This is a genomic window from Kineosporia babensis (assembly GCF_021129305.1).
In the GTDB taxonomy this organism is placed as follows: Bacteria; Actinomycetota; Actinomycetes; order Actinomycetales; family Kineosporiaceae; genus Kineosporia; species Kineosporia babensis.
This window is the reverse complement of sequence record NZ_JAJOMB010000008.1, coordinates 164,302-188,349: the sequence shown is the minus strand read 5'-3', so window position 1 is coordinate 188,349 and position 24,048 is coordinate 164,302. Positions and strand designations below refer to the sequence as shown.

General features: G+C 69.8%; 21 protein-coding genes. 10 read left to right on the top strand and 11 right to left on the bottom strand.

What is annotated here, in order from left to right:
• Positions 1–51 precede the first annotated feature (51 nt).
• Together LR394_RS17060 and LR394_RS17055 are read right to left on the bottom strand one after the other, a co-directional pair.
• Positions 52–1,485 (bottom strand): glycosyltransferase, encoded by a 1,434-nt coding sequence (locus LR394_RS17060; protein WP_231443026.1) that lies wholly within the window; start codon positions 1,483–1,485, stop codon positions 52–54.
• 56 nt (positions 1,486–1,541) lie between these two features.
• Positions 1,542–2,954: a dihydrolipoyl dehydrogenase family protein gene (locus LR394_RS17055; RefSeq protein ID WP_231443024.1), complete on the bottom strand. Its 1,413-nt coding sequence runs from the start codon at positions 2,952–2,954 to the stop codon at positions 1,542–1,544.
• A gap of 103 nt (positions 2,955–3,057) precedes the next feature.
• Between LR394_RS17055 and LR394_RS17050 the strand changes: the two genes are divergently transcribed.
• The gene (locus tag LR394_RS17050; RefSeq protein ID WP_231443022.1) at positions 3,058–3,384 is read left to right on the top strand and encodes a hypothetical protein; all 327 of its coding nucleotides are present in this window, start codon (positions 3,058–3,060) and stop codon (positions 3,382–3,384) included.
• A 526-nt stretch (positions 3,385–3,910) separates the two neighbouring features.
• Here the strand turns inward: LR394_RS17050 and LR394_RS17045 are convergent.
• The gene (locus LR394_RS17045; protein WP_231443020.1) at positions 3,911–4,786 is read right to left on the bottom strand and encodes an SDR family NAD(P)-dependent oxidoreductase; all 876 of its coding nucleotides are present in this window, start codon (positions 4,784–4,786) and stop codon (positions 3,911–3,913) included.
• A 218-nt stretch (positions 4,787–5,004) separates the two neighbouring features.
• Between LR394_RS17045 and LR394_RS17040 the strand changes: the two genes are divergently transcribed.
• Positions 5,005–7,554 carry a bifunctional FO biosynthesis protein CofGH gene (locus LR394_RS17040; RefSeq protein WP_231443018.1) on the top strand — a complete coding sequence of 850 codons (2,550 nt, stop codon included), beginning with the start codon at positions 5,005–5,007 and terminating at the stop codon, positions 7,552–7,554.
• Positions 7,555–7,617: 63 nt separating this feature from the next.
• On the opposite strand, the gene LR394_RS17035 is transcribed toward LR394_RS17040, so the two are convergent.
• Entirely contained in the window at positions 7,618–8,331 is a 714-nt protein-coding gene (locus LR394_RS17035; RefSeq protein ID WP_269329291.1) for a uracil-DNA glycosylase, read from the bottom strand.
• 2 nt (positions 8,332–8,333) lie between these two features.
• On the opposite strand from LR394_RS17035, the gene LR394_RS17030 reads away from it, so the two are divergent.
• From LR394_RS17030 to LR394_RS17020, 3 genes are all read left to right on the top strand, one after another.
• Positions 8,334–9,698: a pyridoxal phosphate-dependent decarboxylase family protein gene (locus tag LR394_RS17030; protein WP_231443006.1), complete on the top strand. Its 1,365-nt coding sequence runs from the start codon at positions 8,334–8,336 to the stop codon at positions 9,696–9,698.
• Positions 9,699–10,037 (top strand): DUF3263 domain-containing protein, encoded by a 339-nt coding sequence (locus LR394_RS17025; RefSeq protein ID WP_231443004.1) that lies wholly within the window; start codon positions 9,699–9,701, stop codon positions 10,035–10,037.
• 137 nt (positions 10,038–10,174) lie between these two features.
• Entirely contained in the window at positions 10,175–10,828 is a 654-nt protein-coding gene (locus LR394_RS17020; RefSeq protein WP_231443003.1) for a LytR C-terminal domain-containing protein, read from the top strand.
• 104 nt (positions 10,829–10,932) lie between these two features.
• Here LR394_RS17020 and LR394_RS17015 read toward each other — a convergent pair whose 3' ends face one another.
• Positions 10,933–11,367, bottom strand: coding sequence for a hypothetical protein (locus LR394_RS17015; RefSeq protein ID WP_231443002.1), 435 nt, complete (start codon positions 11,365–11,367; stop codon positions 10,933–10,935).
• 356 nt (positions 11,368–11,723) lie between these two features.
• On the opposite strand from LR394_RS17015, the gene LR394_RS17010 reads away from it, so the two are divergent.
• On the top strand, positions 11,724–11,933 hold the full coding sequence (locus tag LR394_RS17010) for a cold-shock protein (protein ID WP_231443000.1): 210 nt from the start codon (positions 11,724–11,726) through the stop codon (positions 11,931–11,933).
• A 284-nt stretch (positions 11,934–12,217) separates the two neighbouring features.
• On the opposite strand, the gene LR394_RS17005 is transcribed toward LR394_RS17010, so the two are convergent.
• Positions 12,218–13,837, bottom strand: a complete 1,620-nt coding sequence (locus tag LR394_RS17005) for a bifunctional 3'-5' exonuclease/DNA polymerase (RefSeq protein WP_231442998.1) — start codon at positions 13,835–13,837, stop codon at positions 12,218–12,220.
• A gap of 311 nt (positions 13,838–14,148) precedes the next feature.
• Here LR394_RS17005 and groL point away from each other — a divergent pair, with 311 nt between their 5' ends.
• The 3 genes from groL (at position 14,149) to LR394_RS16990 (ending at position 17,069) form a co-directional block, all read left to right on the top strand.
• Entirely contained in the window at positions 14,149–15,774 is a 1,626-nt protein-coding gene (gene groL, locus LR394_RS17000; RefSeq protein WP_231442996.1) for a chaperonin GroEL, read from the top strand.
• Between the two features lie 118 nt (positions 15,775–15,892).
• Complete coding sequence (locus LR394_RS16995; RefSeq protein WP_231442994.1) at positions 15,893–16,480, top strand: nucleotidyltransferase family protein; 588 nt, start codon at positions 15,893–15,895, stop codon at positions 16,478–16,480.
• A gap of 118 nt (positions 16,481–16,598) precedes the next feature.
• Positions 16,599–17,069 carry a molybdenum cofactor biosynthesis protein MoaE gene (locus LR394_RS16990; RefSeq protein ID WP_407937068.1) on the top strand — a complete coding sequence of 157 codons (471 nt, stop codon included), beginning with the start codon at positions 16,599–16,601 and terminating at the stop codon, positions 17,067–17,069.
• 3 nt (positions 17,070–17,072) lie between these two features.
• On the opposite strand, the gene LR394_RS16985 is transcribed toward LR394_RS16990, so the two are convergent.
• From LR394_RS16985 to moaA, 3 genes are all read right to left on the bottom strand, one after another.
• A complete protein-coding gene (locus tag LR394_RS16985) occupies positions 17,073–18,656 on the bottom strand; it encodes a glycosyltransferase family 39 protein (protein ID WP_231442990.1) in 1,584 nt (527 codons plus the stop codon).
• 243 nt (positions 18,657–18,899) lie between these two features.
• Positions 18,900–19,154 (bottom strand): MoaD/ThiS family protein, encoded by a 255-nt coding sequence (locus tag LR394_RS16980; RefSeq protein WP_231442988.1) that lies wholly within the window; start codon positions 19,152–19,154, stop codon positions 18,900–18,902.
• Between the two features lie 6 nt (positions 19,155–19,160).
• Positions 19,161–20,252 (bottom strand): GTP 3',8-cyclase MoaA, encoded by a 1,092-nt coding sequence (moaA, locus tag LR394_RS16975; protein ID WP_231442986.1) that lies wholly within the window; start codon positions 20,250–20,252, stop codon positions 19,161–19,163.
• 1,066 nt (positions 20,253–21,318) lie between these two features.
• Here moaA and LR394_RS16970 point away from each other — a divergent pair.
• Positions 21,319–21,537, top strand: coding sequence for a hypothetical protein (locus LR394_RS16970; protein WP_231442984.1), 219 nt, complete (start codon positions 21,319–21,321; stop codon positions 21,535–21,537).
• Positions 21,538–21,834: 297 nt separating this feature from the next.
• Here the strand turns inward: LR394_RS16970 and LR394_RS16965 are convergent, their stop codons facing one another.
• The gene (locus LR394_RS16965; protein WP_231442983.1) at positions 21,835–22,125 is read right to left on the bottom strand and encodes a WXG100 family type VII secretion target; all 291 of its coding nucleotides are present in this window, start codon (positions 22,123–22,125) and stop codon (positions 21,835–21,837) included.
• A gap of 355 nt (positions 22,126–22,480) precedes the next feature.
• Positions 22,481–24,037, bottom strand: a complete 1,557-nt coding sequence (locus tag LR394_RS16960) for a S1C family serine protease (protein ID WP_231442981.1) — start codon at positions 24,035–24,037, stop codon at positions 22,481–22,483.
• Positions 24,038–24,048 lie beyond the last annotated feature (11 nt).

Below are 24,048 nucleotides of genomic sequence, written 5' to 3'. Positions count from 1 at the left end.
GTCCGCGGTCGGTGACCGCGGGCGTCCCCAGTTCTGTTCGGGGTACCCGGCTCAGAAGCGGGGGAGCTGGATCGGGCGGGTCTCCGGAGCGATCGGGCGCGACAAGCCGAAGATCTCGTCGTACTTACGGCGCACCACGACGGGGGAGTACTTGGTGTCCCAGGCCGTCCGGGCCGCCGCCGACAACTGCTGGTTGCGCAGCGGATCGGTGGCCCGCTGCATCGCCGCGGCCAGCTCCTGCGGGGTCTCGCCGATCAGCAGACCGCTGCTCTCGCCACCCTCGATGCCCTGCACCCCGGCCTTGGTACCGACCACCGGCAGGGCCCGGGCCAGCGCCTCCAGCACCTTGATCTTTACGCCGCTACCGGTCCGCAGCGGCGACAGCAGCGTGGCGCTGCCGTTGAGCACCGTGTCCAGGTCGTCCACCCAGCCGAGGAAGCGAACCTTCTCGCCCCAGGCCTCACCCGAGGGCAGACCGGCGTCGGTGCCCGGGCCGACCACGTTGATCACGGCGTTGGGCAGCGCCTGCAGCACCGCCTCGCGGCAGTTGGTCAGGAACCAGTCCAGGCCGTCCCGGTTGGGCGCATAGTCGAAACCACCGATGAAGGTGAACTCGGGGGCGCCGTTGTACTGCCGGATCCGGGTGCCGGAGGGCTCGCGCAGCAGCGGGGGCAGGGTGCCGATGTTCGCCCCCGGCACCTTCTCGGCCAGGCGGGCGGTCTCTTCCGGGCTGATCAGGTAGGTGCCGTCGAAGTACTCCGGCTGGCGGACCTCGGAGGCAGCGACCAGGTCGCGCTCCAGGCGCAGCAGCGGCCGGTGCACCCGCGGGTTGGCCAGCAGCTTCTTCGCCGGGCCGGGCAGCAGCTTGGCGAACTCGCCGCCCGGGTTACCGGTGGCCGTGTCCTCCTTCAGCATGGCGTCGTAGCGCTCGGAGAACAGGTCGTCCGCGTACAGGATGCGGCGCTTGACCTGGTGGCCGAACGACGAGCCGGGCCACAGCATCGAGCGGTCGCGGGCGGTCTCGCCGCGCTCCAGCACGTACTGGCCCATCCGCACGGTGTCCCAGACCTCGAGATCGGCCTCGATCTCGTTGATCACCTTGAAGATCCGGGTGCCCAGGTTGGCCGAGTGCAGCACCGCCTCCTGCAGCGGGTGCCGGTAGCGGCCGCCGGAGTGCTCGCCCGCGGCCTGGCCCAGGCCGGCCGGGCGGAAGCGGGGCGGCAGGACCACATTGGCCAGGACCGAGGTGGCCTGTTCCACCGTGCCCGGCTTGGTCAGCACGTGCCGGTGGTACTGAACCGGTGGGCGCTCGACGTCGGCCCGGCCGATCAGGACCAGGTGCACATTGTCCGGCCCGAGGCGTTCGCACAGGTGGTCCAGGATGCCGCCGATGACTACCGGCTTGCCGTATTTGCGCGGTTCCGGCTCTGTCGCCGTGACGAAGACCGCGCTCGAGATCGTTCCGTCGTTCGTGCCCGCATCCATGGCACGAACCTTATCTGCGCGGTGCCCCGGGGCAGCCGGTGAATCAGCCGCTCAGATCAGGCAGTTCTCAGCCGGGCCGCCAGCTCCTGGGCCGGTGAGCCGATCGCCTCGGCCCAGGAGGGGAAGGCGTGCGGCTGGTCGGCAAGGGCCTGCACGGTGATCCGCGCCCGCACTGCGAGGGCCAGTTCGGCAGCCCAAGAGTCGGCCTCCGGACCGATCGCGGCGGCGCCCAGAAGTACGCCGCTGGACGCGTCGGCAATCAGCTCCAGGGAGGCCGGGCGATCGTCGGCCTGCTCAACTGCCTCCACTGCGGCGCGCGTTGTGCCGGTCACGTCGAACCGCGCGCTGACCGTGCGCAGACCCTGGTCGGCGGCGGTGCGTTCGGTCTCCCCGACAGCGAAGACCGTGGGGTCTGTGTAGACCACCCGAGGGGTGCCGGAATGGTCGGCGTCACGGCCGCGGCCCAACAGTTCGTCGGCCACCACCCGGGCCTGGTAGTTGGCGCCGTGGGTATAGGGGTTGAGCGCCGTGACGTCGCCGATCGCAAACACATCGGCCAGCGCCTCGCCGCCGTTCGCACGCACCCGCATCCGAGCGTCTACAAGCAGTTCGCCCTTCTCCCCGAGCTCCAGGTTCTCCAGACCTTCGGTGAGCGGGCGTTTGCCGATCGCCACCAGGAGGCGCTCGGCCGCGATCTCGCCCTGGGCCGTCTGCAGCACGAGCCCCGGCTGCACTGCGGTGAGCTCCGTGCTGGTGCGGACGTCTACCCCCAGCCGGCGCAGCGCCTGAGCCATGGCCTCGCCGAGCCAGGGCTGTTCGCGGGGCAGCAACGTGGGCGCGGCCTCCAGCAGGGTGACCTGGCTGCCGAACGACGCGTACACCTCGGCCAGCTCGCAGCCGATCGGGCCGCCACCCAAGATCGCCAGCCGTGGCGGCAGTTCATCGCTGGACAGGGCCTGGTCGGAGGTCCAGATCCCCGCCGCATCCTGCTGCAGGCCATCGATCTTCGGGATCACCGCATCGGCCCCGGTGGCGATCACCAGGGCCCGGCTCCAGCGCACCGTGGCGGTGCCGTCGAGCTGCACCGCGCCGGGCGAGAAGGCGGCCGAAGCCCGCACCAGCTCGACGCCCGCCTCGAGCATCCCTTCCACCGCCTTGTGGTCCGAGCGGTGCCAAACGATCTTGTCGCGCAGCGCCACGGCCTCGGCAAAGGAAGGTGAGCCGGACGCCCGATGCCGCCGGGCCGCGAGCAGCATCGACTTGGACGGCACACAGGCCACGTAGGCGCACTCGCCGCCGACCCGATGCCGTTCCACCGCCAGCACCCGCAGCCCGGCCTTGGCCAATTCGCTGGCCAGCGGCTTACCCGCCGAGCCGGTTCCGACCACCACCACGTCGTAGCGGGAGCCGTCCAGCTGCGCGGGGGTTCTGACAGCCTCTGCCACTTCATCGTCATGCTTCGGTGCCATGGCCCGCATCCTGCCTGCGACCTGGCGGTTCGGCACATCGGCGGCTTCCGGACGCGGCCCGCCACGCGGATGCTTTTGATCAGCTCAGCGGTTACTTTTGGGCATGGCCGGTTTTCTCGGGAAAGTCACCGCGTTCGCCCGTTCCCCCCAGGGCAAGAAACTCCTCGCGCAGGCTCAGGCTGCCGCCAAGGACCCGGCCACCCGGGCCAAGGTGCAGGCTCAGGCGCAGGAGCTCAGCAAGAAGCTGAAGGATCCGGCAACCCGCGCCAAGGTGCAGGAGCAGGCCCGCGGCCTGACCGAGCGCTTCAAGGACGGCAAGGGCGGTGCCAAGCCGGGCCAGCAGCCCAAGCAGCAGCCTCCGACAGACGGCCCGGCGTACGGCACCCCGCCGAACGAGCCGCCGCGTTACGGGCAGCCCCCGCAGAACTGAGCGGTCCGCCGGCGATCACGCAGACGGGTCAGAGGCAGCGGGCTCGCCGGTCTGCCTCTGACCGGAACAACCACAAGCAACGGACGTCGCGGTCCGTTCCATAGGGCTGCCCGGTTTCCTATGGTCGGCTGATTTAGAAGCAACGGACGGGGTGGCCCGTTCCGCGGGGCCACCCGCCGGTGAGGCGGGTGGCTGAGGAGCTACCGGGCTGGTCGGGCCGGGCGCGTTGAAGCACGGCCCGGTGGATCAGACCAGGTCGTGCTTCGGAAGTCACGCCGACCTTGACGGCTTGTCGGCGGATCTGCCGCCCGGCCTTGGTGAGACCGTGCCAGCCCGATCCTGCCCATCCCCGGGCAGAGCCCGGCCGACGACCGCTCACGATGTGTCAACGTGGTCCATCTGGTACCAGGTGTACACATCATCTGAGCGTCCCCGCCCACCGCTCCCGGTCCGGGACTGCTTTCTCCCTTGCCCGGTGCGGAGAGCACCAACCTTGGCCAGGGCAACATCTGTGGTGATGTAGGAGCTAGCCGGTGGTCTCCGGGTCTCGGAACTTGCGGGCCTTGGTGTCCGCCCGCCCGCCCGGCCCGATCGGCGAGGAGGCCTGCGGCCCGGCCTGAGCTACCGCAGCCTCGAACCGCGAGGCAGGTCCCCGGGCCACCCGATGCACCACCCCCGGCAGGAGCCCTCGCACCGGGCGCAGCAGCCGGATGAAGGCCTGGCCGTAGACGTAGGGTGCGCGCCGCTCGATTCCCTGCACCAAGCGGTTCACCGCGCGGTCCAGGTCATGCAGGCGCACCCCACTGCTGGAGCGGCTGGCCGAGCGGCCCATGTCGGTGTCAGTGAATGACAGGTAGGCCACCCCGCCACCGACTCCGTGCACAGCCAGTTCGGTGCGTACCCCCAAGGCGAAAGCCTCCACGCCGGCCTTGCTGGCGCCGTACGAGGTGATCATCGGCGTGGGGCTGAGCGCGGCCAGCGAAGCGATCTGCAGGTAGTACCCCTGGCTGCGGATCAGCAGGGGCAGGAAAGCGCGCAAGGTCCGGATGCTGCCCAGCAGGTTGACCTCGATCACCCGCTCGTAGGCAGCCGGCTCGGCCAGCAGCAGAGGGCTGCCCATCGCGATGCCTGCGTTGGCCACCAGCACGTCCACCCCGCGGAAGCGCTTCTCCACCCCGGCCACGGCGGCGGCGAGCTGTTCCGGGTCGGTCACGTCGCACTCGAACCAAGCGGCGTTACGCCCGCACCGGGCGGCCACCACGGCCAGCTCGTCGGGCTCCAGCCCGAGCAGGGCCACGCGGGCGCCCCGCGCGGCCAGTTGCTCGGCCAGCGCGGCCCCCAGACCCCGCGCCGCACCGGTGATGACCACGACCTTGCCGCCGACGGGCTGCGAGCTGCGCATCGCGCTGAATCTCCTGAAGAGGGAAGTCTGGGGGGTTACTGCGTAGAAAGATGCTCGGTCGCCGCAGCCTGATACGCGCGGGCGCCGGTGAAACCTGCGCGGGCCGAAGTTGCCCGATCGGGAATGCCAGGGGCGCCCGCGTAGATTCGCACGAGGGTGATGAGCGGCGATTCAGGTTCCACCCTGGCAGCAAGCCCCGCAAGCAGAAGGAGCCCTTCGTGACCCAGACGCCGACCCCTTCGTCAGCGCCCGCGCCCTCCGAATCCGCGCTGCGCCGGGCGCTGCGGCGGGCCGAGGACGGCGTCACTCTGAACGAGGCCGAGGCCGAGGTCCTGCTGCAGGCCCGGGGTGAGCATCTGGAGCGCCTGCTGCGGGCGGCCGGGGCGGTGCGGGACGCGGGCCTGGCCAACGCCGGGCGCAGCGGCATCGTCACCTACTCCCGCAAGGTCTTCGTCCCGGTCACCCACCTCTGCAACGACCGGTGTCACTACTGCACGTTCGTGAAGACCCCCAAGCAGCTCGAGCGCGAGGGCAAGGGTCTGTACATGACGCCCGACGAGGTGCTGCGGGTGGCCCGCCAGGGGGCCGCGCTGGGCTGCAAGGAAGTCCTTTTCACCCTGGGCGACCGCCCGGAGGACCGCTGGCCCGAGGCCAAGGAGTGGCTGGCCGAGGCCGGGTACCAGGACACCCTGGGCTACATCCGCAGCCTGGCCGTGCAGGTGCTCGAGGCGACCGGTCTGCTGCCGCACCTCAACCCCGGGGTGATGAGCTGGCAGGACCTGGGCCGGATCAAGCCGGTCTCGCCGAGCGTCGGCATGATGCTCGAGACAACCTCTCGGCATCTGTACGAAACTCCAGGTCAGGCGCACTACGGCAGCCCGGACAAGGACCCGCAGGTGCGGCTGCGGGTGATCGAGGACGCGGGCCGGCTGAACATCCCGTTCACCACCGGCCTGCTGATCGGCATCGGCGAGACGTTCGCCGACCGGGCCGAGTCGCTCCTCGCGCTGCGCCGGCTGGCCCGCGAGTACGGTCACATCCAGGAAACCATCATCCAGAACTTCCGGGCCAAGCCGAAGACCGTGATGCGCCACCGGGCCGACGCCGAGGACGAGGAGTACCTGGCCGCCGTCGCCACCGCGCGGATCGTGCTCGGGCCGAGGATGCGGATCCAGGTGCCGCCCAACCTGTCCGAGCCCGAGCAGCTGGGCCGGCTGCTGCAGGCCGGGGCCGACGACTGGGGCGGCGTCTCCCCGCTCACCCCCGACCACGTGAACCCCGAGCGTCCCTGGCCGCACCTGGACGATCTGGCGAAGTACAGCGCCGATGCCGGTTTTGAGCTGACTGAGCGCCTGACCGTGCACCCCGAGTACGCGGCCGTCGGCGAACCCTGGCTCGACCCCAGGGTTTACGGTCATGTCAAGGCCCTGATGCGCCAGGACGGCCTGGCCAACCCCAGTGCGCTGATCAAGGGAATGCCCTGGCAGGAGCCGGATCCTGACTGGGGCAGCAGCGGCCGCACCGATCTGAACGTCACGATCGACACCACCGGCCGCACCAGCGACCGCCGCAGCGACTTCGACGACGTCTACGGCGACTGGTCGGCGCTACGCGAAAAGGCCGTCCAGACCGGCGCTCCCGAGCGGATCGACGGCGACATGGTCCAGGCCCTGAAGACCGCCGAGACCGAACCGCAGCAGCTCACCGAGGACCAGGCCGTCCTGCTGGCCTACGCCGAGGGCGACGCCCTGAAGCAGCTCGCCCGGATCGCCGACGACCTGCGCCGGGAGGCGGTCGGCGACGACGTCACGTACGTCGTCAACCGGAACATCAACTTCACCAACGTCTGCTACACCGGTTGCCGCTTCTGCGCTTTCGCCCAGCGCCGGCAGGACGACGACGCGTTCACCCTGTCGCTGGACGACGTCAAGCAGCGGGTGCGCGAGGCCTGGGCGGTCGGCGCGACCGAGGTGTGCATGCAGGGCGGGATCGACCCCCGGCTGCCGGCGAACGCCTACTTCGACATCGCCCGGGCGGTGAAGGAGGCCGTGCCGCAGATGCACATGCACGCCTACAGCCCGATGGAGGTGGTGAACGGCTCCACCCGTACCGGCCTACCGATCCGGGAATGGCTGGAGCGGGTGAAAGAGGCCGGGGTGGACTCACTTCCGGGCACCGCCGCGGAGATCCTGGACGACGACGTGCGCTGGATCCTGACGAAGGGCAAGCTGCCCACCCGGGAATGGATCGAGGTGGTCACCACCGCCCACCAGGTCGGCCTGCCCACCTCCTCGACCATGATGTACGGCCACGTGGACAATCCCGCGCACTGGGCCCGGCACCTGAGGCTGCTGGCCCAGCTGCAGGAGCAGAGCATCGAGTACGGCAACGCCCGGTTCACCGAGTTCGTGGCGCTGCCCTTCGTGCACCAGAACGCGCCGATCTACCTGGCCGGGGTGGCCCGCCCGGGGCCGACCATGCGCGACAACCTGGTGGTGCACGCGCTCGCGAGAATCCTGCTGTACGGCCGGATCGACAACATCCAGACGTCCTGGGTCAAGCTCGGGGTGGAGGGCACCCGGGCGATGCTGCAGGCCGGGGCGAACGACGTGGGCGGCACCCTGATGGAGGAGACCATCTCGAGAATGGCCGGTTCGCAGTACGGTTCGCTGAAGACCGTGGACGAGCTGGAGGAGATCTCCGAGTACCTCGACCGGCCCGCGCGCCGGCGCAACACGCTGTACGAAGCGGCCGAACTACAACACTGACAACCAAACTAAGGACGCTGTGGGCACCCGGTTGCCCACAGCGTCCTTAGTTTGAAAGCAGTTTCAGAGAGACCAGTCGATCGGGTCGGCGCCCAGATCCTCGAGCTCGGCGTTGGCCCGGCTGAACGGACGAGAGCCGAAGAAGCCGTTGTTGGCCGACAGCGGGCTGGGGTGCGCACTCTCGATCCGGGGAATGTCCTGCAGCGCGGGCGCGAGGTTGCGGGCGTCGCGGCCCCACAGGATCGCCACCAGCGGCTCGTCCCGCTCGACCAGAGCGTGGATGGCCTGCGCGGTGACCTCTTCCCAGCCCTTACCCCGGTGCGATGCCGGTGCACCAGGCGCCACCGTCAGCACCCGGTTGAGCAGCAGCACACCGTTCTCCGACCACTTGGTCAGGTCACCGTGCTTGGCCGGCTCGATGCCGAGGTCGGAGTGCAGCTCCTTGTAGATGTTGACCAGGCTGCGCGGCAGCGGCCGGACATCCGGGGCCACCGAGAACGACAGCCCCACCGCGTGCCCCGGAGTGGGGTACGGGTCCTGCCCGACGATCAGTACCCGCACCTGGTCGAGCGGTTGCTTGAACGCCCGCAGCACATTGGGCCCGGAAGGCAGGTAAGTCCTGCCGTCGGCGATCTCCTTCCGGAGGAAATCGCCCATCTCGGCGATCTTGTCCTCGACCGGGGCAAGGGCGGCAGCCCATCCGGGGTCGATCTGCTCGGCGAGTGGTCGGCGCGTCACGCAGGCGACGGTATCGCCAGCCACGCTTAGACTGCACATCCGTGCATCGCTACGACGCAGGCACCCAGGTTCTCGCCGAGGCCGTGATGAACTACTCGCGGCACCGGATGAGCCTGCAGAACGCGCCTCAGAACGCTCCGCTGGACGCTCCGCTGACCGCGGCCGAGCTGCAGAAGCTGGTCGGGCCGACGATCACCGCCGAGGGGATGGGCGGCGAGGAGGTGCTGCGGCTGTTCAGCGACGTCCTGGCCCGGGCCTGCATCACGGTGGACCATCCGCGCTACCTCTCCTTCATCCCCTGCGCCCCGACCAAGGCCGCCACCCTGTTCGACCTGGTGGTCAGCGCCTCCAGCCTGTACGCGGGCACCTGGATGGAGGGCTCGGGCGCGGTCTTCGCCGAGAACCAGGCGCTGGCCTGGCTGTCCGGTCTGGCCGGGCTGCCGGAGCAGGCGGGTGGAGTGTTCGTCCCCGGCGCCACCATCGGCAACCTGTCCGCGCTGGTGGCCGCCCGCTACCAGGCCCGGCACCAGCGCTCGCAGCACCTGCCGCCGCGCTGGGCGATCGCCGGCACCGCCAACGCGCACTCCTCGATCGTGAGCGCCTGCGACGTGATGGACATCGACTTCATCGGGGTGCCGGTCGGCGAGGACGGCCGGCTCACCGGCGAGGCGCTGCGCAGCACCCTGGCCCGGGCCGGGCACGAGGGCGTGTTCGCGGTGGTGGCCACCGCGGGCACCACCAACCTGGGCATCATCGACGACCTGGAGTCGGTCGGCGCGGTGTGTGCGGAACTGGGCCTGTGGTTCCACGTCGACGGCGCCTACGGTCTGGCCGGGCTGGCCGCCCCCAGCGTCCGCTCGCGCTTCGCCGGGATCGAGCGGGCCGACTCCTTCGTGGTCGACCCGCACAAGTGGCTGTTCGCGCCGTTCGACTGCTGCGCCCTGATCTACCGCGATCCGGCGGTGGCCCGGGCCGCGCACACCCAGCGGGCCGGCTACCTGGACGTGCTGACCGAGAGCGGGGAGACCAATCCCACCGACTACGCGGTCGGCCTGACCCGACGTGCACGCGGACTGCCCTTCTGGTTCTCCCTGGCCACGCACGGCACCCAGGCCTACACCGACGCCGTGGAGCGCACCCTGACCGTGGCCCGCTACGCCGCCCAGCAGGTCCGCGAGCGCCCTGAGCTGGAACTGCTGCACGAGCCGGACCTGTCGGTGGTCTGCTTCCGGCGGATCGGCTGGACCCCGCAGAACTACCGGGCCTGGTCGGAGCAGCTGCTGGCCGAGGACAAGGCGTTCGTGGTCTCGACCACGCACAACGGGGAGACCTGCACCCGGCTGGCAGTGGTCAACCCGGAGACCAGCGAGGCGGACATCGACCTGATTCTGGACAGCCTGGTGTGAATGCCGGTGAACGGCAGTGAATGGCACCCGGCCGACCGCGGTCCTAGAGTGATCCGCATGGACTCCGAGGATCCCGCCGAAGGGCCGCTGACCGCGCGCGAGGCCGAGATCCTGGCCTTCGAACGGCAGTGGTTCCGCTTCGCCGGGGCCAAGGAGCAGGCCATCCGCGAACTGTTCGACCTGCCCGCCACCCGGTACTACCAGGTGCTGAATACGCTGATCGACCGACCCGAGGCGCTGGCCGCCGACCCTATGCTGGTGAAACGGCTGCGTCGGGTGCGCCAGATGCGGCGTCGCAGTGGTTCCGCACAGTCACTGGATGCTCACGGTCGAGCATGAAGATGCGTCTGACGGGGCGGACGACGCGGCGACGGCGTGCTGAGTTACCTGGTCGCACGGATTCGGGTCGGTAGTCTCAGGTCGTCGGGCACCCCTGAACCGGGCGGTGCTCGTTCCATAGTTCTGGGAGTCATGCGATGACCGCCACGAGGCCTCCGGGCTACGACGACCGCTCCGCCGCACCGGTGGAGGCGAGCCGCCGCGGTGCCCACCGCGCGCGGCCGAAGGCGATTGCCGCCATCCTGCCGGTGATCGCCGGGGTGGCCGTGGTGATGCTGGTGATCGGCGCGGTCTACACCGTGGTCGGCGGCCGCACCGACAAGGCGCCCTCCAGCGATTCCGCCGCCCTCGACGAGGGCACCGACACCGAAGCCAGCGCCGCTCCCAGCGCCGACAAGGAGACTCCGAAGGACGAGGAGTCGGCCGCGGACGAGTCGGCGGCCCCCGAGGAGAGCGAGACTGCGGGCGGCAACGACGGCGCGGACACCGGTGGCGAGGAGACCGACACCAAGGTGGACAAGTCGATCGAGGTGATCGTGCTGAACTCGATCGGGATCAACGGGCTGGCCGCCGAGTACGAGGGCAGCCTCAAGGGCGAGGGCTGGACGGTCAAGCGCACCGGCAACTCCACCAACAAGGACCTGCCGGTCACCAAGATCTACTACGGCGGCGACGAGCTGAAGCCGACGGCGAACGCGGTGCGCAAGGCGATCGGCGTCGGCGAGATCTCCGACAGCCCGGAGGTCAACCCGGGCGACATCACGGTCGTCCTCGGCCAGGACACCCAGTAGTCCGTTCGCCGACAGCCGAATGAGTTTCTGGCGGCTGTTCACGACCTTCGGAACGGGCCGGCGCGGCGATGCGTCGGCCCGTTCGGCAATTGGTCAACCACTCCTCAGTCCGGTGGCCGCGGCGGGTCCGGTCGCACCGGGTGGATGTAACCGCCGTCGAGCAGCCCGGCGCGCGACTCGAAGTGGTTGCGCAGCGCCGGATCGCCGGTGCGCAGCCAGCTGTACAGCGAGGCCACCCCGTAGGCCGGCCAGAACCCCAGCGGTCCCAGCCAGCGCGCGTACTGGCCGGCGTGGCGAGCCTCGTGGCGGAGCAGATGGGGCCGTCTGACCAGCGCAGACTCCTTGATCCCGAGCAGCACCACATCGCCCACGGTCATCGCCCGCCCGCGCACCGGCAGCAGTGCGCTGCGGTACTCCCAGGCCAGCAGCAGCCCGTACGGACCGGGTTCGATCCGGGCTCCGCCGGCCTTCGCCAAGGCCAGTCCGGCGGGGGTGGAAAGGTTGATCCAATTCATCCAGCGACGGGTTCTGATCAACATCGGACGAGTGGTCGGACCCCGACTCGGAGCCTCCACATAACCGCCTCGCCGGCCGGTAGAACGGATGCCGACTTCTGGTCCCACGCGTCGGCGCGCAGATCGCATGAAGCTCAGCCTAAGTGCGGTTCACGAAGGCCGCTAAGAGTTGGTATCTCCCGCCTGCGCGAATCAGGCGCTACTGTAGGCGGCGGTCGAACAGTTCGATGAGCAATGTCCTCTCCAGCTTCACGCCAGAGGCCCGCACGTTGGACCATCCCGGACCAGCTCCCCCTCGGGAGAGCGGGCTCGGCGAGCGTGAGACCCGGCTCGTGTGCAGTGCTCGAGTCGCGCCGCAGTTACAGCAAGCAGGAGTAGGAATGGCTCAGGGAACCGTCAAGTGGTTCAACGCCGAAAAGGGTTATGGGTTCATCACCGTTGACGGTGGTGGCGCTGACGTCTTCGTGCACTGGTCGGCTATCCAGATGGACGGCTACCGCTCGCTCGACGAGGGTCAGCGGGTGGAGTTCGAGGTCGGTCAGGGCCAGAAGGGCCCGCAGGCCGAGGCCGTTCGCCCCGCCAGCAGCTGATTTGCGTCGATCGTGAGCCTTACTCGGCTTGCGGCTTGACTCGTCACCAAGGCCGTCCCCGGTGGTCCAGTCGGGGACGGCCTTGTGTGTTTGCACAGTTTTTACAATCCGGATATCCCGGCTGAACAATTGCCGCGAGGGTTGTCCGCATTCTCGTGGCCCGATGGATTAAGTCCCGGGTGTCGGTGCGGCTGCCAGATATCGTCGTCCTGACACATTCTTGACCTCGGTTTGCCGGTCCGGTCGCAGTGCGTTCACCACCGCCGAAGAAATGCGACCAGCGGTTAATTCTTGTCGGCATAAGAGGTGATCGGTGCCGCCGCCAGCGGGATACGAACACCACGATCACCGAGAACCAAGGCAGTGGCTTCGGCGCCGCTGTCGGCGATCGCCGCGACGACCGCCTCGGCCAGCATTGCCGGGGCATGCACAAGCACCTCGTCATGCTGGAAGAACACCAGTTCGGCCCGGTCGGAAAGCGCGATCAGCCGGCGCCGCAGCCCGGCCACCAGGGCATTGGCCCAGTCCGCGGCCGAGGCCTGGATGACGAAGTTGCGGGTGAACCGGCCCCGCGCCCGGGAGCGGGCCAGCGCCTGCTCGGGCGGGACCTCCTGCCAGGTCGGCTCGGGCGGTGGGCAGGTACGCCCGAGCACCGAGCGCACGATGCCGCCGTTCTCACCGGTGCGCGCCGCCCGTTCGAGCAGATCCAGGGCCTGCGGAAAGCGCCGCTTCAGCGCCACCATCGCCGGGGTGTTCGCCCGGGCGCCGTACATGGCCGCCAGCAGCCCGATCTTGGCCTCGTTACGGGCCTCGGGGCGGCCCAGGGCCTGCCGGGCCAGGGCGGTGTACATGTCGGCGTCGGCCGTGGCCGCGATCATGCCCCGGTCGGCCGACAGCGCCGCCAGGATCCGCGGCTCGAGCTGCCCGGCGTCCGCCGCCACCAGCACGTAACCCGGATCGGCGACCACACAGGCCCGCATCACCTTGGGGATCTGCAGCGCTCCGCCGCCCGAGGTGGCCCAGCGCCCGGTGACCACCCCGCCGGGCACGTACTCGGCGTGGAACCGGCCCTGGCGCACCCACTGGTCCTGCCAGCCCCAGCCGTGCGCCACGTGCAGCCGGGCCAGCTCCTTGTAACGCAGCAGGGGCGCCACCGCCGGATGCTCGACCTCCTTCAGCTCCCAGGCCCGGGTGCTGGTCAGCGTGACCCCCTGGCGCTTGAACGCCTTGAGTACGTCGGCGGGGGAGTCGGGGTTGACCTGCAGCGCCGGGCCGGTCTTCTCCGGCGCGAGCAACGCGGAGACCTCCTCGGCCAGCACCTGCAGCTTGCGCGGGCGCCCATGGTGCTGCGGGCGCGGGCCGAGCAGGTCAGTGAGCACCCGGTCGTGGATCTCGGTGCTCCACGGCAGCCCGGCCCGGCCCATCTCGACCGCGGCCAGGCCGGCGGCCGACTCGGCGGCGACCAGGAGGCCGAAGCCGGGGTGGGCCTTGCGGACCCGGGCGATGTGGGCGAGCTGTTCGGCATAGTGGCGGCGTAGCTCTGCCAACCCGAAGTACGTGCCGTACATGGCAGGGTCACCGTCCGGCCCGGCTCCCAGCCGCCGGGACGGCTTGCTCGCAGCTTCGTCGTCGGTGAACAGCGAGATCTGGACGGCGCCAGACCCGGCCGGTTCGGAAAGTGCGCTCTGCGGCGGCACGAACGGTTCACCCTCGTAGGTGCGCAGCAGGCTCTGCACCGCCGCCAAGTCATGACAGCGCTGCACCCGGACCCCGGCCTCCAGCAGCGCCGGGTAGATCTCGGCCGTACGCCACCACACCCAGCGGGGCGAGCTGGCCCGCTCGATCTCACCCAGGTCGTCCACCCGCGTGACCTCGCCGACCGAGGCGCCCACCGCGTCTGCCATTTGCACCTCGAAGCCCGCACCCCTACGGACCACCAGTGCCCACACAGCCGAACCAGCACCCGCCACGCGCTCATGCTGGCACCCACCACCGACAGAATCGGCCCTTGGGACGAGCGCCCGGAGGTTTGCACTCACCTAGGTCGAGTGCTAATCATGGAGCTAGCACTCTCCCCGTGAGAGTGACAGCTTTGCGAGTACGGCCAGGCGGTGAGAAGCCGGGGACCGGGCGGGACAGAGACCGCCGGGTGCCACTTCGTCCGTCGCGGGCATCACCTGGCCGCCGCCCACCCACGTGGAGGGAACACCACACGATGGCCAAGATCATCGCGTTCGACGAGGAAGCCCGTCGCGGCCTCGAGCGGGGCATGAACCAGCTCGCCGACGCCGTCAAGGTGACCCTTGGGCCGAAGGGCCGCAACGTCGTCCTGGAGAAGAAGTGGGGCGCCCCCACGATCACCAACGACGGTGTGTCCATCGCCAAGGAGATCGAGCTCGAGGACCCCTACGAGAAGATCGGCGCCGAGCTGGTCAAGGAGGTCGCCAAGAAGACGGACGACGTCGCGGGTGACGGCACCACCACCGCCACCGTGCTCGCCCAGGCCCTGGTTCGTGAGGGTCTGCGCAACGTCGCCGCCGGCGCCAACCCGATGGCCCTGAAGAAGGGTATCGAGGCGGCCACCGCTGCGGTCAGCGAAGAGCTGCTCGCGCAGGCCAAGGAGGTCGAGACGAAGGAGCAGATCGCTGCTACCGCGTCCATCTCCGCCGCTGACCCCGCGATCGGCGAGCTCATCGCCGAGGCGATGGACAAGGTCGGCAAGGAAGGCGTCATCACCGTCGAGGAGAGCAACACCTTCGGCCTCGAGCTCGAGCTCACCGAGGGTATGCGCTTCGACAAGGGCTACATCTCCGGTTACTTCGTGACCGACCCGGAGCGGATGGAGGCCGTCCTCGACGACCCGTACATCCTCCTGGTCGAGGGCAAGATCAGCACGGTCAAGGACCTGCTGCCGCTGCTCGAGAAGGTCATCCAGAGCGGCAAGCCGCTGGCGATCATCGCCGAGGACGTGGACGGCGAGGCGCTGTCCACCCTGGTCGTCAACAAGATCAAGGGCACGTTCAAGTCGATCGCCGTCAAGGCGCCCGGCTTCGGCGACCGCCGCAAGGCCATGCTGCAGGACATCGCGATCCTGACCGGCGGCCAGGTCATCTCCGAGACGGTCGGCCTGAAGCTGGAGACCGCCGGTCTGGAGCTGCTCGGCCAGGCCCGCAAGGTCGTCATCACCAAGGACGAGACCACCATCGTCGAGGGCTCGGGCGACGCGGAGCAGATCGCGGGTCGGGTGACCCAGATCCGCAACGAGATCGAGGCCAGCGACTCCGACTACGACCGTGAGAAGCTGCAGGAGCGTCTGGCCAAGCTGGCCGGCGGTGTTGCGGTGATCAAGGCCGGGGCTGCCACCGAGGTGGAGCTCAAGGAGCGCAAGCACCGCATCGAAGACGCCGTGCGCAACGCCAAGGCCGCCGTCGAAGAGGGCATCGTGGCCGGTGGTGGCGTCGCGCTGCTGCAGGCTTCGGTCAAGGCCTTCGCCAAGCTCGAGCTGACCGGCGACGAGGCCACCGGTGCCAACATCGTCAAGGTCGCCGTCGAGGCCCCGCTCAAGCAGATCGCGGTCAACGCCGGTCTCGAGGGTGGCGTCGTGGCGGAGAAGGTGCGCAACCTGGAAGCCGGTCACGGTCTGAACGCGGCCACCGGCGAGTACGTCGACCTGGTCGCCAAGGGCATCATCGACCCGGCCAAGGTCACGCGCTCCGCGCTGCAGAACGCCGCGAGCATCGCGGCGCTGTTCCTGACCACCGAGGCGGTCATCGCCGACAAGCCGGAGAAGGCGGCGGCTCCGGCCGGCGGCGCTCCGGACATGGGTGGCATGGACTTCTGATCCAGCTGTTCCGGTTCGTGGGGGCGGTCTTCCTTCGGGAAGGCCGCCCCTGCGGCGTTTTGGGGGTGGGGTAGTGCGGATCGCGGGGGTAGTGCTCGCTGCCGGCGCAGGGACGCGGATGGGCAGGCCCAAGGGTCTGGTCGCCGATGCGCGCGGGGTGCCTTGGGTGCGGCTCGCGGTAACAGCAATGGGGGACGCGTGTTGTCAGCCGGTTGTGGTGGTCACCGGGGCCGCGGGGTCGGCTGTCAGAGAGTTGGTGCCGGCCGAAGCGGTGGTGGTGCACGCCGCGGGCTGGGCCGGGGGTATGTCGGTCTCGCTGCTCGCCGGACTGAGGTACCTTGCTGATCTTCCTTCCCCGCCGGACGCCGTGGTTGTCGGCCTCGTAGACATGCCGGACGTGACGGCCGCGGTGGTGGAACGCCTCCGCCACGCCGCGCAGGCAGCCTTTCAAGCCACCTCGTTCCCCGCCGATTCGGTAGCCGCCCCCGCACGCGTCCGTTCGGTACTGGCCCACGCCACCTACGTCGGCCAACCCGGCCACCCTGTCCTGCTCGGTCGCGACCACTGGCCGGGGATCCTCGCCACGGCGACCGGAGACATGGGCGCCCGGAACTACCTCAGGGGCCGCGACGACCTGATCCTGGTCGAGTGCGGTGACCTGGCCTCGGGGGCCGACATCGACTCACCCGGCCCCGACGTAACCTGACCCCACAGCGTTCGGCGCGCACACCGTCCTCAATTGCGGATCCTTAGCCCCCAGGAGGGCGTACCTACGGACTGGTGCGCCAGCGTCGGCAACACCTGTTTACCCTGGTCCGGTGCCGATCCAGACCTCGCCCCACGTGCCGGACTCCAGCCGGATCGACCCGCCTGCCCGGCGAGTTCTCCAGGCGCTGGTGACCGATCAGCCCCTCGACCTCGAGGCTCAGGCTGCGCTGGTCGCCGGCTCGTCCTCGGGCGCCGTGGTCACCTTTTCCGGGGTAGTGCGCAACCACGACGGGGGGCGCGAAGTGCTGGGGCTGGAGTACGTCAGTCACCCCACCGCGCAGGCCGTGATTGAGCGCGTGGTGGCCGAGGTTACGGCGGACAGCGATGCTGAGGCGGTTGCCGTTTCGCACCGCATCGGCACGCTGGCCATCGGGGATGCCGCGCTGACCGTCGCGGTCGCCGGCGCCCACCGCCAGGAGGCCTTTCTGACCGCCATGCGCCTGGTCGACGAGGTGAAGGCGCAGCTGCCGATCTGGAAGCGCCAGGTGCTCAGCGACGGCACCGACGAATGGGTGGCCTGCCCCTAGTTCCTAGGAGCTGGCTGCGCCGGTCGCGACGATCCCGGCCGCTTCCTTGGGGCTGCGTTCGTAGAGCTGGACCTGGTAGTTGCCCAGGTCCTCCACCCCGGTGACCCGGAAGCTGTCGTACAGCAGGCGTTCCTTGTCCTGCTCAGGCTCCACCGCGGTCTCGCCCAGCCGGACGTTACTGGTGACCACCCAGACCCGGGTGCGCTTGCGCAGCGCCTTCTTGATGTCCTCGACCGAGTCCTCGACGCCGAACAGGGTGTCCGACTGTTCGCCGTTCTTGGCCAGGGCCACGTCGTCCACCTGACCGAACGCCTCGGGGTAGGCCAGTTTCACCACTCGCCGCGAGGCCGGCAGGAAGATCACCGCGTCGTCCGGCTGGGCGCCTTCCTCGATCGCCTGGGCCACGCCGCGCAGGTTCTCGTGGTGCCCGGTCTTCTCCCAGCGGTACACCGTCTGCAGGTGGTAGCCGCCGATCGCCAGCGCCAGCAGCATCACCAGCAGCAGCCGGACCCGCAGCAGGGTGGCCAGCGAGGCCAGCGCCAGCGCGGTGCCGGGCACGGTGAAGAACACGTAGCGCCAGTCGTACAGCGGGTGCACCTGGGAGATCGTCCAGAGGATCACCGGCGGCAGCACGGCCCAGGTCAGGCCCAGGGCCAGCGCCGGGTTGTGGGTGCCCCGGCCGAGCCCGGCGAAGGCCAGCACCAGCAGGCCGACGACCAGCCAGGTGGTCTCGTACTGGGCCTCGAAGAAGCCACTGAGCCGCTCCAGTGCGGGCACCGGCAGCCAGGCCACCTGACCGCTCTGCGTGCTGGAGAAGTACAGCAGCGGGCTGAGCAGGGTGACGGCCGAGCCGGCGGCCAGGTACCAGCGCAGCCGAACCCGCGGCGCCGAGGTGGCCAGCACGTAGCACAGGTGTGAGGCCAGGATGGTCAGGCCGATCACGTTGAGCAGGCCGAGCCCGGCCAGGCAGGCGATGTACACCGCCCAGCGAGTGCGCAGCCAGGGCTTGCGGCAGACCCGGACCAGGGCCAGCGTGGCGGCGGTGGCCAGCAGCGCGACCATCGCGTAGGGCCGCGCTTCCTGGGCGTAGCGGCTGGCCAGCGGGGCGATCACCCAGAGCAGGCCGGCCGCCAGACCGACCCGGCCGGAGCCCAGCTCGCGGCCCAGGCGCACCAGCAGCACGCCGGTGGCGGTGGCCGCGACCACCGAGAGCAGACGGATCGCGACGAACGACTCGGTGGGCCCGACCAGGCCGTGCACCAGCAGGTAGTAGGCCGCGTGGACCAGGTCGACGTGGGCCGTCAGATCGAGGATCTCGCTGGTCGGGCGGGAGATCACGTCCCGGGTGACGGCCTCGTCCCACCAAGGGCTGGGCCGGTTGACCCACCAGGAGAAGACCACCGCGCAGACCACCGCGACCAGGCCCTCGGCCGCCCAGCGCCGGCTGAGTAGGTCGTGGGCGCGCTGCTCGAAGGTCTCGAGAACACCGGGGCGAGTGGCGCGTTCCGGGGCGGCGGTCTCGATCGCCGCACGCTGCAATCCGCTCGGGAGGGTCCCGTCGGGCTCCCTGCCCGTCGTCTGCGTCACCGAACGATGTCTCCTGCTTCGACGTGGTGGACCGATCCGCCGGATCGATCAACTTTGGTCACGCACGGCGACATTGCCGCGTCGGCTGAGCCGTGGTCACCCACAGCTGGAAGAGCCGACAACGGGGGACCTGCGATGGGCCCGGCATCAGCCGGCCCGAACTCAGACTACGACAGCCGGGACACTGTCACCCGTCGGAACGGTCACGGGAGGGCAACGGTCGGCTGGGAGCTTCCTGAGTCCTCAACCCCCGGCAAATGGTGGGAGAACGTCGACCACGGCGCCCACCGGCACCACCCGGCCGCGGTCTCCGGAGACCTCGTCGATCAGGAACGACGAGGCCTGCAGCACCCGTTCCAGGGCCTGTCCGTGGCGCTCGCCGAGCACGCCGGCGACCTCGGCCAGCGGCATCGGCCCGGTCACCGCGAGCTGCTCGGACTCGACTCCGGAGGCGGCCCGGGCTCCGGCAAAGTAACGGATGGTGATCATGTTGCTCATGGGTTCTCAGCCTCCGATCGCGCTCATCGGGCGGTCCGGCTGGATGAACGAGGTGTCGTTGATCCCGTGCCCGGCCGCCTTGCCCCACATCGCCGCCCGCCAGATCCGGGCCAGCTCGGCGTCGTCGCCGCCCTCGCGCAGCACCGCCCGCAGGTCGGTCTCGCCGCGGGCGAACAGGCAGTTGCGGATCTGCCCGTCGGCGGTGAGCCGGGTGCGGTCGCAGTCGCCGCAGAACGGCCGGGTCACCGAGGCGATGATGCCCACCGTGCCCTCCAGCCCGTCCTTCGAGCGCGCGGTCCAGGTCTGGGCCGGTGAGGCTCCGCGAGCGCGCGGATCGGTCGGGACCAGCTCGAACTCCTCGGCCAGGGCGCGCTGGATGTCCTCGGCCGTGACCATCTGCCCACGCTGCCAGGCGCCCTGCGCGTCCAGCGGCATCTGCTCGATGAACCGCAGCTGGTAGCCCTGGCCCAGAGCCCAGCGGACCAGAGGCACGGCCTCGTCCTCGTTCATCCCGGGCAGCAGCACCGCATTCACCTTGACCGGCTGCATGCCCGCCGCGACCGCAGCCTCCAGCCCGGCCAGCACGTCCCGATGCCGATCGCGCCGGGTGATCTGGTGGAAGCGCTCCGGGTCCAGGGTGTCCAGCGAGACGTTGATCCGGGCCAGCCCGGCCCGCGCCAGCCCCCGCGCCCGCTTGTCCAGCCCCACGCCGTTGGTGGTCAGCGCGGTGACCGGGGTGCGCCCGGTCTGGGTGGTGAGCTGCGTGGTGGCCTCGATGATCCGCTCCAGGCCCTTGCGCAGCAGCGGCTCGCCGCCGGTGAAGCGCACCTCTTCGACCCCGAGCTCGTTCACCGCCAGCGAGATCAGCCGGATCAGTTCCTCGTCGCTCAGCACCTGCTCGTGCGGCAGCCAGTCCAGGCCCTCGGGAGGCATGCAGTAGCCGCAGCGCAGGGAGCACCGGTCGGTCAGGCTGACCCGCAGATCGGTGGCGACCCGGCCGTACGTGTCGATCAGCCGGCCGTCGTCCGGGCGCCCCTCGACAGCCGGAGCACGCCCTTCGCCTCGCGTCCTCGGCAGCCCGAGCATCACCGTTCCCACCTCGACAGCCTAAACAACAAGTGGTGCATGTGTCGGTTCGCGGTCAATCCCGGGCTTCGGCCGGACCGCCACCCGGCTGCCTCGCGAAGCTCGGGACGCGGATGGTCGTCATGCTCGCCTTCGCCACCGACCAGCCCGTAAGCAGTCACCGACATTGCGTACATCGAGTACCAGCGGTGCCATGTGTACACAAAACCCGATGCCCAGTTCTTGTCCGCTGGGTGATCCACCAGCGGCACCAGATGGTGGGGCGGGGAAACCGAGACCGACTGGAGCACCCGGGCGACCAAGGAGGTCTGGGAGGTCGAGGCGATTGGTGCTCGAGGTGGTCGAGGTGGCTGCAAGGAGCCGGGAGCCTGAGGTGGCTGGGTTGCTCGGGAGACCGAGATGGTTGGGAAGGCTGAAGTGGTCGAGGTGGCTGCCGGGAGCCAGGAGCCTGAGGTGGCTGGGTTGCTCGGGAGACCGAGATGGTCGAGAAGGTCGAGGTGGCTGAAGTGGTCGAGGTGGCTGCCGGGAGCCGGGAGCCTGGAGCCTGAGGTGGCTGGGTTGCTCAGGAGACCGAGATGGTCGAGAAGGCTGAAGCGGCTGAAGTGGTCGAGGCGGCTGAGGTGGCTGGGGAGCCGAGGTGCTGAGGTGCCGGGTTGTTGGGGGAGCGAGATGGTCGAGGCGACCGAGATGGCTTGGGTGGCTGGGTCCGTGCGCGTCGCAACGCTTGGGGCGCCCACCCGCCCCGGGCGACTGGATGTGGCGAGATGGCTGGGTGCTGGGTAAAGGCGCAGGTCGAGGGATGGCTTTCTGGGGCTTGCGGACGGTTGGGGCGGTCTTCCGGGGGAGTGTGACCGGTTCCTCGCTGATCACTTTCCGGCAGTTCCGGCGGTGCTCCTCGCCCGGGTGGCGGACTGCTCAAATGCCAGTTGACGTGCTCTGATGACAAAAGCAGCAGCGCTCGTCACGGACTGCATCCCGGGTCCCCGAAGTGCCGCAGCCGCACCTCCAGTACCGCTGCACTTGACCAAGTGCTAACCTGAAGGTGAACAGAAGATGAACGAGAGGTGGATAGAGAGCCATGAAGCGTCTCTACGGTCTTGATTCAGTTTCTGCCGCGTCGTCTACGGAATCGACTTCCGCAGCGACCGGCACGTCGCTGCAGGGGCACCCGGAGTGGTTCGGGGCATCGCCCCTGCGTCCGGTGGCCCACTGGGTGAAGCTGCCGGACGGCAAGGGCGGCCGCAAGCTGGCCATGGTCTGGGAGGTTCCGAACCCCCTGCCGTCGTCCGCGCACTGACTCATTCTCCCCGAGGCCGGACTTGAACGGCCTGCTGGGGCAGTCGAGAGGTCCCGTCTTGACTGACCCGGCAGGCCATCGTCCGGCCGACAGCAACCGCCGCGAGCTCCTCAAAGGGGAAGGCTCGCGGCGGCTGCGTTTTGGGGCGGCCGGGCTCCATCCAGGAGCCGGCCGCGATCAGGGCCGCGATCAGGGCCGCGATCAGGGCCGCGATCAGGGCCGCGATCAGGGCCGCGATCAGGGCCGCGATCAGGGCCGCGATCAGGGCCGCGATCAGGGCCGCGATCAGGGCCGCGATCAGGCCGTGAACATCCGCACCGCTGAGTCCTCGACCTCCTGGTACTGCCGCCCGGCCTGGGCCAGCGCGGCCTGGATGTCCTCCAGGGTCAGGCGCACTCGCTCCTGAGTAACCCGCCACTCGTTGATCACCGACTGGAACGAGGTGGCCGCGGAGCCGCTCCATCCTGCCTGCAGCTGCACGAGATGCCGCATCATCCGGTCGACCTCGGTGCCGATCTGCTGCGCCGACCCCTGCACGGCCGCACTCGCCTGGACCACCTGAGCGCTGTCGACCTCGAACCTGGGCATGCCGGCCTCCCCCACATCACGATGCTGAGGTGCACCGGCCCCCGCCGCCGGGCCACCAGCGGCGACGACGGGAGCAAGTGCACAACCACCGGTTCAGGTGGTGTGGGAAAACCATGGCACCCCGGGCGAGAACCACCGGAAAGTTGTCCACAGGTTGAGGCCCTTGTGGATAACTCTGTGGGTTATTCCGGCCGCCAGGCAAAAACGCCGGGCCCCGGCGATGCTCAGCATCACCGGGGCCCGGCGGAAAAGGCTGCTCGGATCAGCCCTTTCGCTGGGGCGGCCGTGGGGGGACGGCCGCCGGAACCATCCGCCCCCGGGTGGGGGATCGAGGGCGGACGGTCGGTTGTGGAGATCAGTTCGCGCTGTCCGGGCGAGTGCCCAGGGTGACCTTCACGTCCTGGCTCTTACCATCTCTGACGATCGCGAGGGTCACTTCGGTTCCCGCGCTGCGCTCGCGGACCTGGGCCATCAGCGACTCGGCGCCGTTGACGTACTCCCCGTCGATCGCGATCACGGTGTCGCCCTGCTTCAGCCCGGCCTCGGCGGCGGGGGAGTCGGCCACCACGGACTCGACCGAGGAACCGTCGCGCTGGGCGTTGTCCACCGCCACGGTGGTGTCGCCGAGCGTGATACCCAGCCAGGGGTGCTGGGCGCTGCCGTTCTCGATCAGCTGGTTGGTGATGTCCTTGACCTGGTCGACCGGGATCGCGAAGCCCAGGCCGATGCTGCCGGACTGGCTGCTGCTCTGCTGGCCGAAACCGCTGCTCTGGCTCAGCGTCGCGATCGAGGAGTTGATCCCGATCAGCTGGCCCTGCGCGTTCACCAGGGCGCCACCGCTGTTGCCGGGGTTCACCGCGGCGTCGGTCTGGATCGCGTTGGTGACCACCGGGGTACCGCTGTCACCGGCGGAGCTCTGCGACTCCGAGGCGGAGGTGGTCACCGGCCGGTCCAGCGCGCTGACGATGCCGGTGGTGACCGTGCCGGCCAGCCCCAGCGGGTTGCCGACGGCCATCACCGAGTCACCCACCCCGACCGAGGCGGTGGTGCCCAGACTGGCCGGCTTCAGGTCGCTGGGCGGGTTCTCCAGCTGGATCACGGCCAGGTCGGTGGCCGCGTCGGTGCCGACGATCTTGGCGCTGTACTTCCGCCCGTCGTTCAGCACCACCATGATCTCCTGGGCACCGGAGACCACGTGGTTGTTGGTGACGATCCGGCCGTCGGCGTCCAGGATGACGCCGGAGCCCTCACCCCCGGACTGGCCGCTGGTCATCTGCACCGAGACCACGCTGGGCTCGACCGCGGAGGCCACGGCCTTCCAGTCCGGGTTCTGCGAGTTGCTGCTGGTGACCGGGGCCTCGGCGGCGGGCTCGTCGCTCTGCGAGGTGCTGGAGAGCGCGCCGGTGGCCGGGCTGTCGTCCTGGGTGGCGATCACCACGCCGGCGGTGAGCAGGCTGGCGATCAGGGCCGCACCGAGACCGGTCGCGATCGTTCCGCGCCAGCCGGGCTGCCCCAGCCCACGCCGCTGCTTGGGCGGCTGCGGCGGCTGACCGCCGGCGCCGAAGCCGCTCTGCGGCAGGGGGCCGGTCTGGTTCTGGTCGGTCGCCGGGTAGGCGGGCAGGGTCTGCGTACCGCCCGAGGCGGCGGAGTTGCTGTTGAAAGCTCCTCCGAAAGCGCCGCTGACCGGCTGCTGCCCGTACTGCGGCTGTCCGTACTGCGCCGGCTGCTGCCCGTACGGAGCGGCGGGCTGACCCTGCGCACCGTAGGGGTACCCGGCGTTGTTGTTGCTGGTCGGGCCGGCCGGGGCGGAAGTCTGCGCACCCGCGGCCGGGTTGGTGCCGGACGAGTCCTCACCCGGGCGACGGGCCCAGGAGTAGGAGTTCTCGTCGTGGTTGTTCGTGGTCTGCGTCATCGTTCTCACCC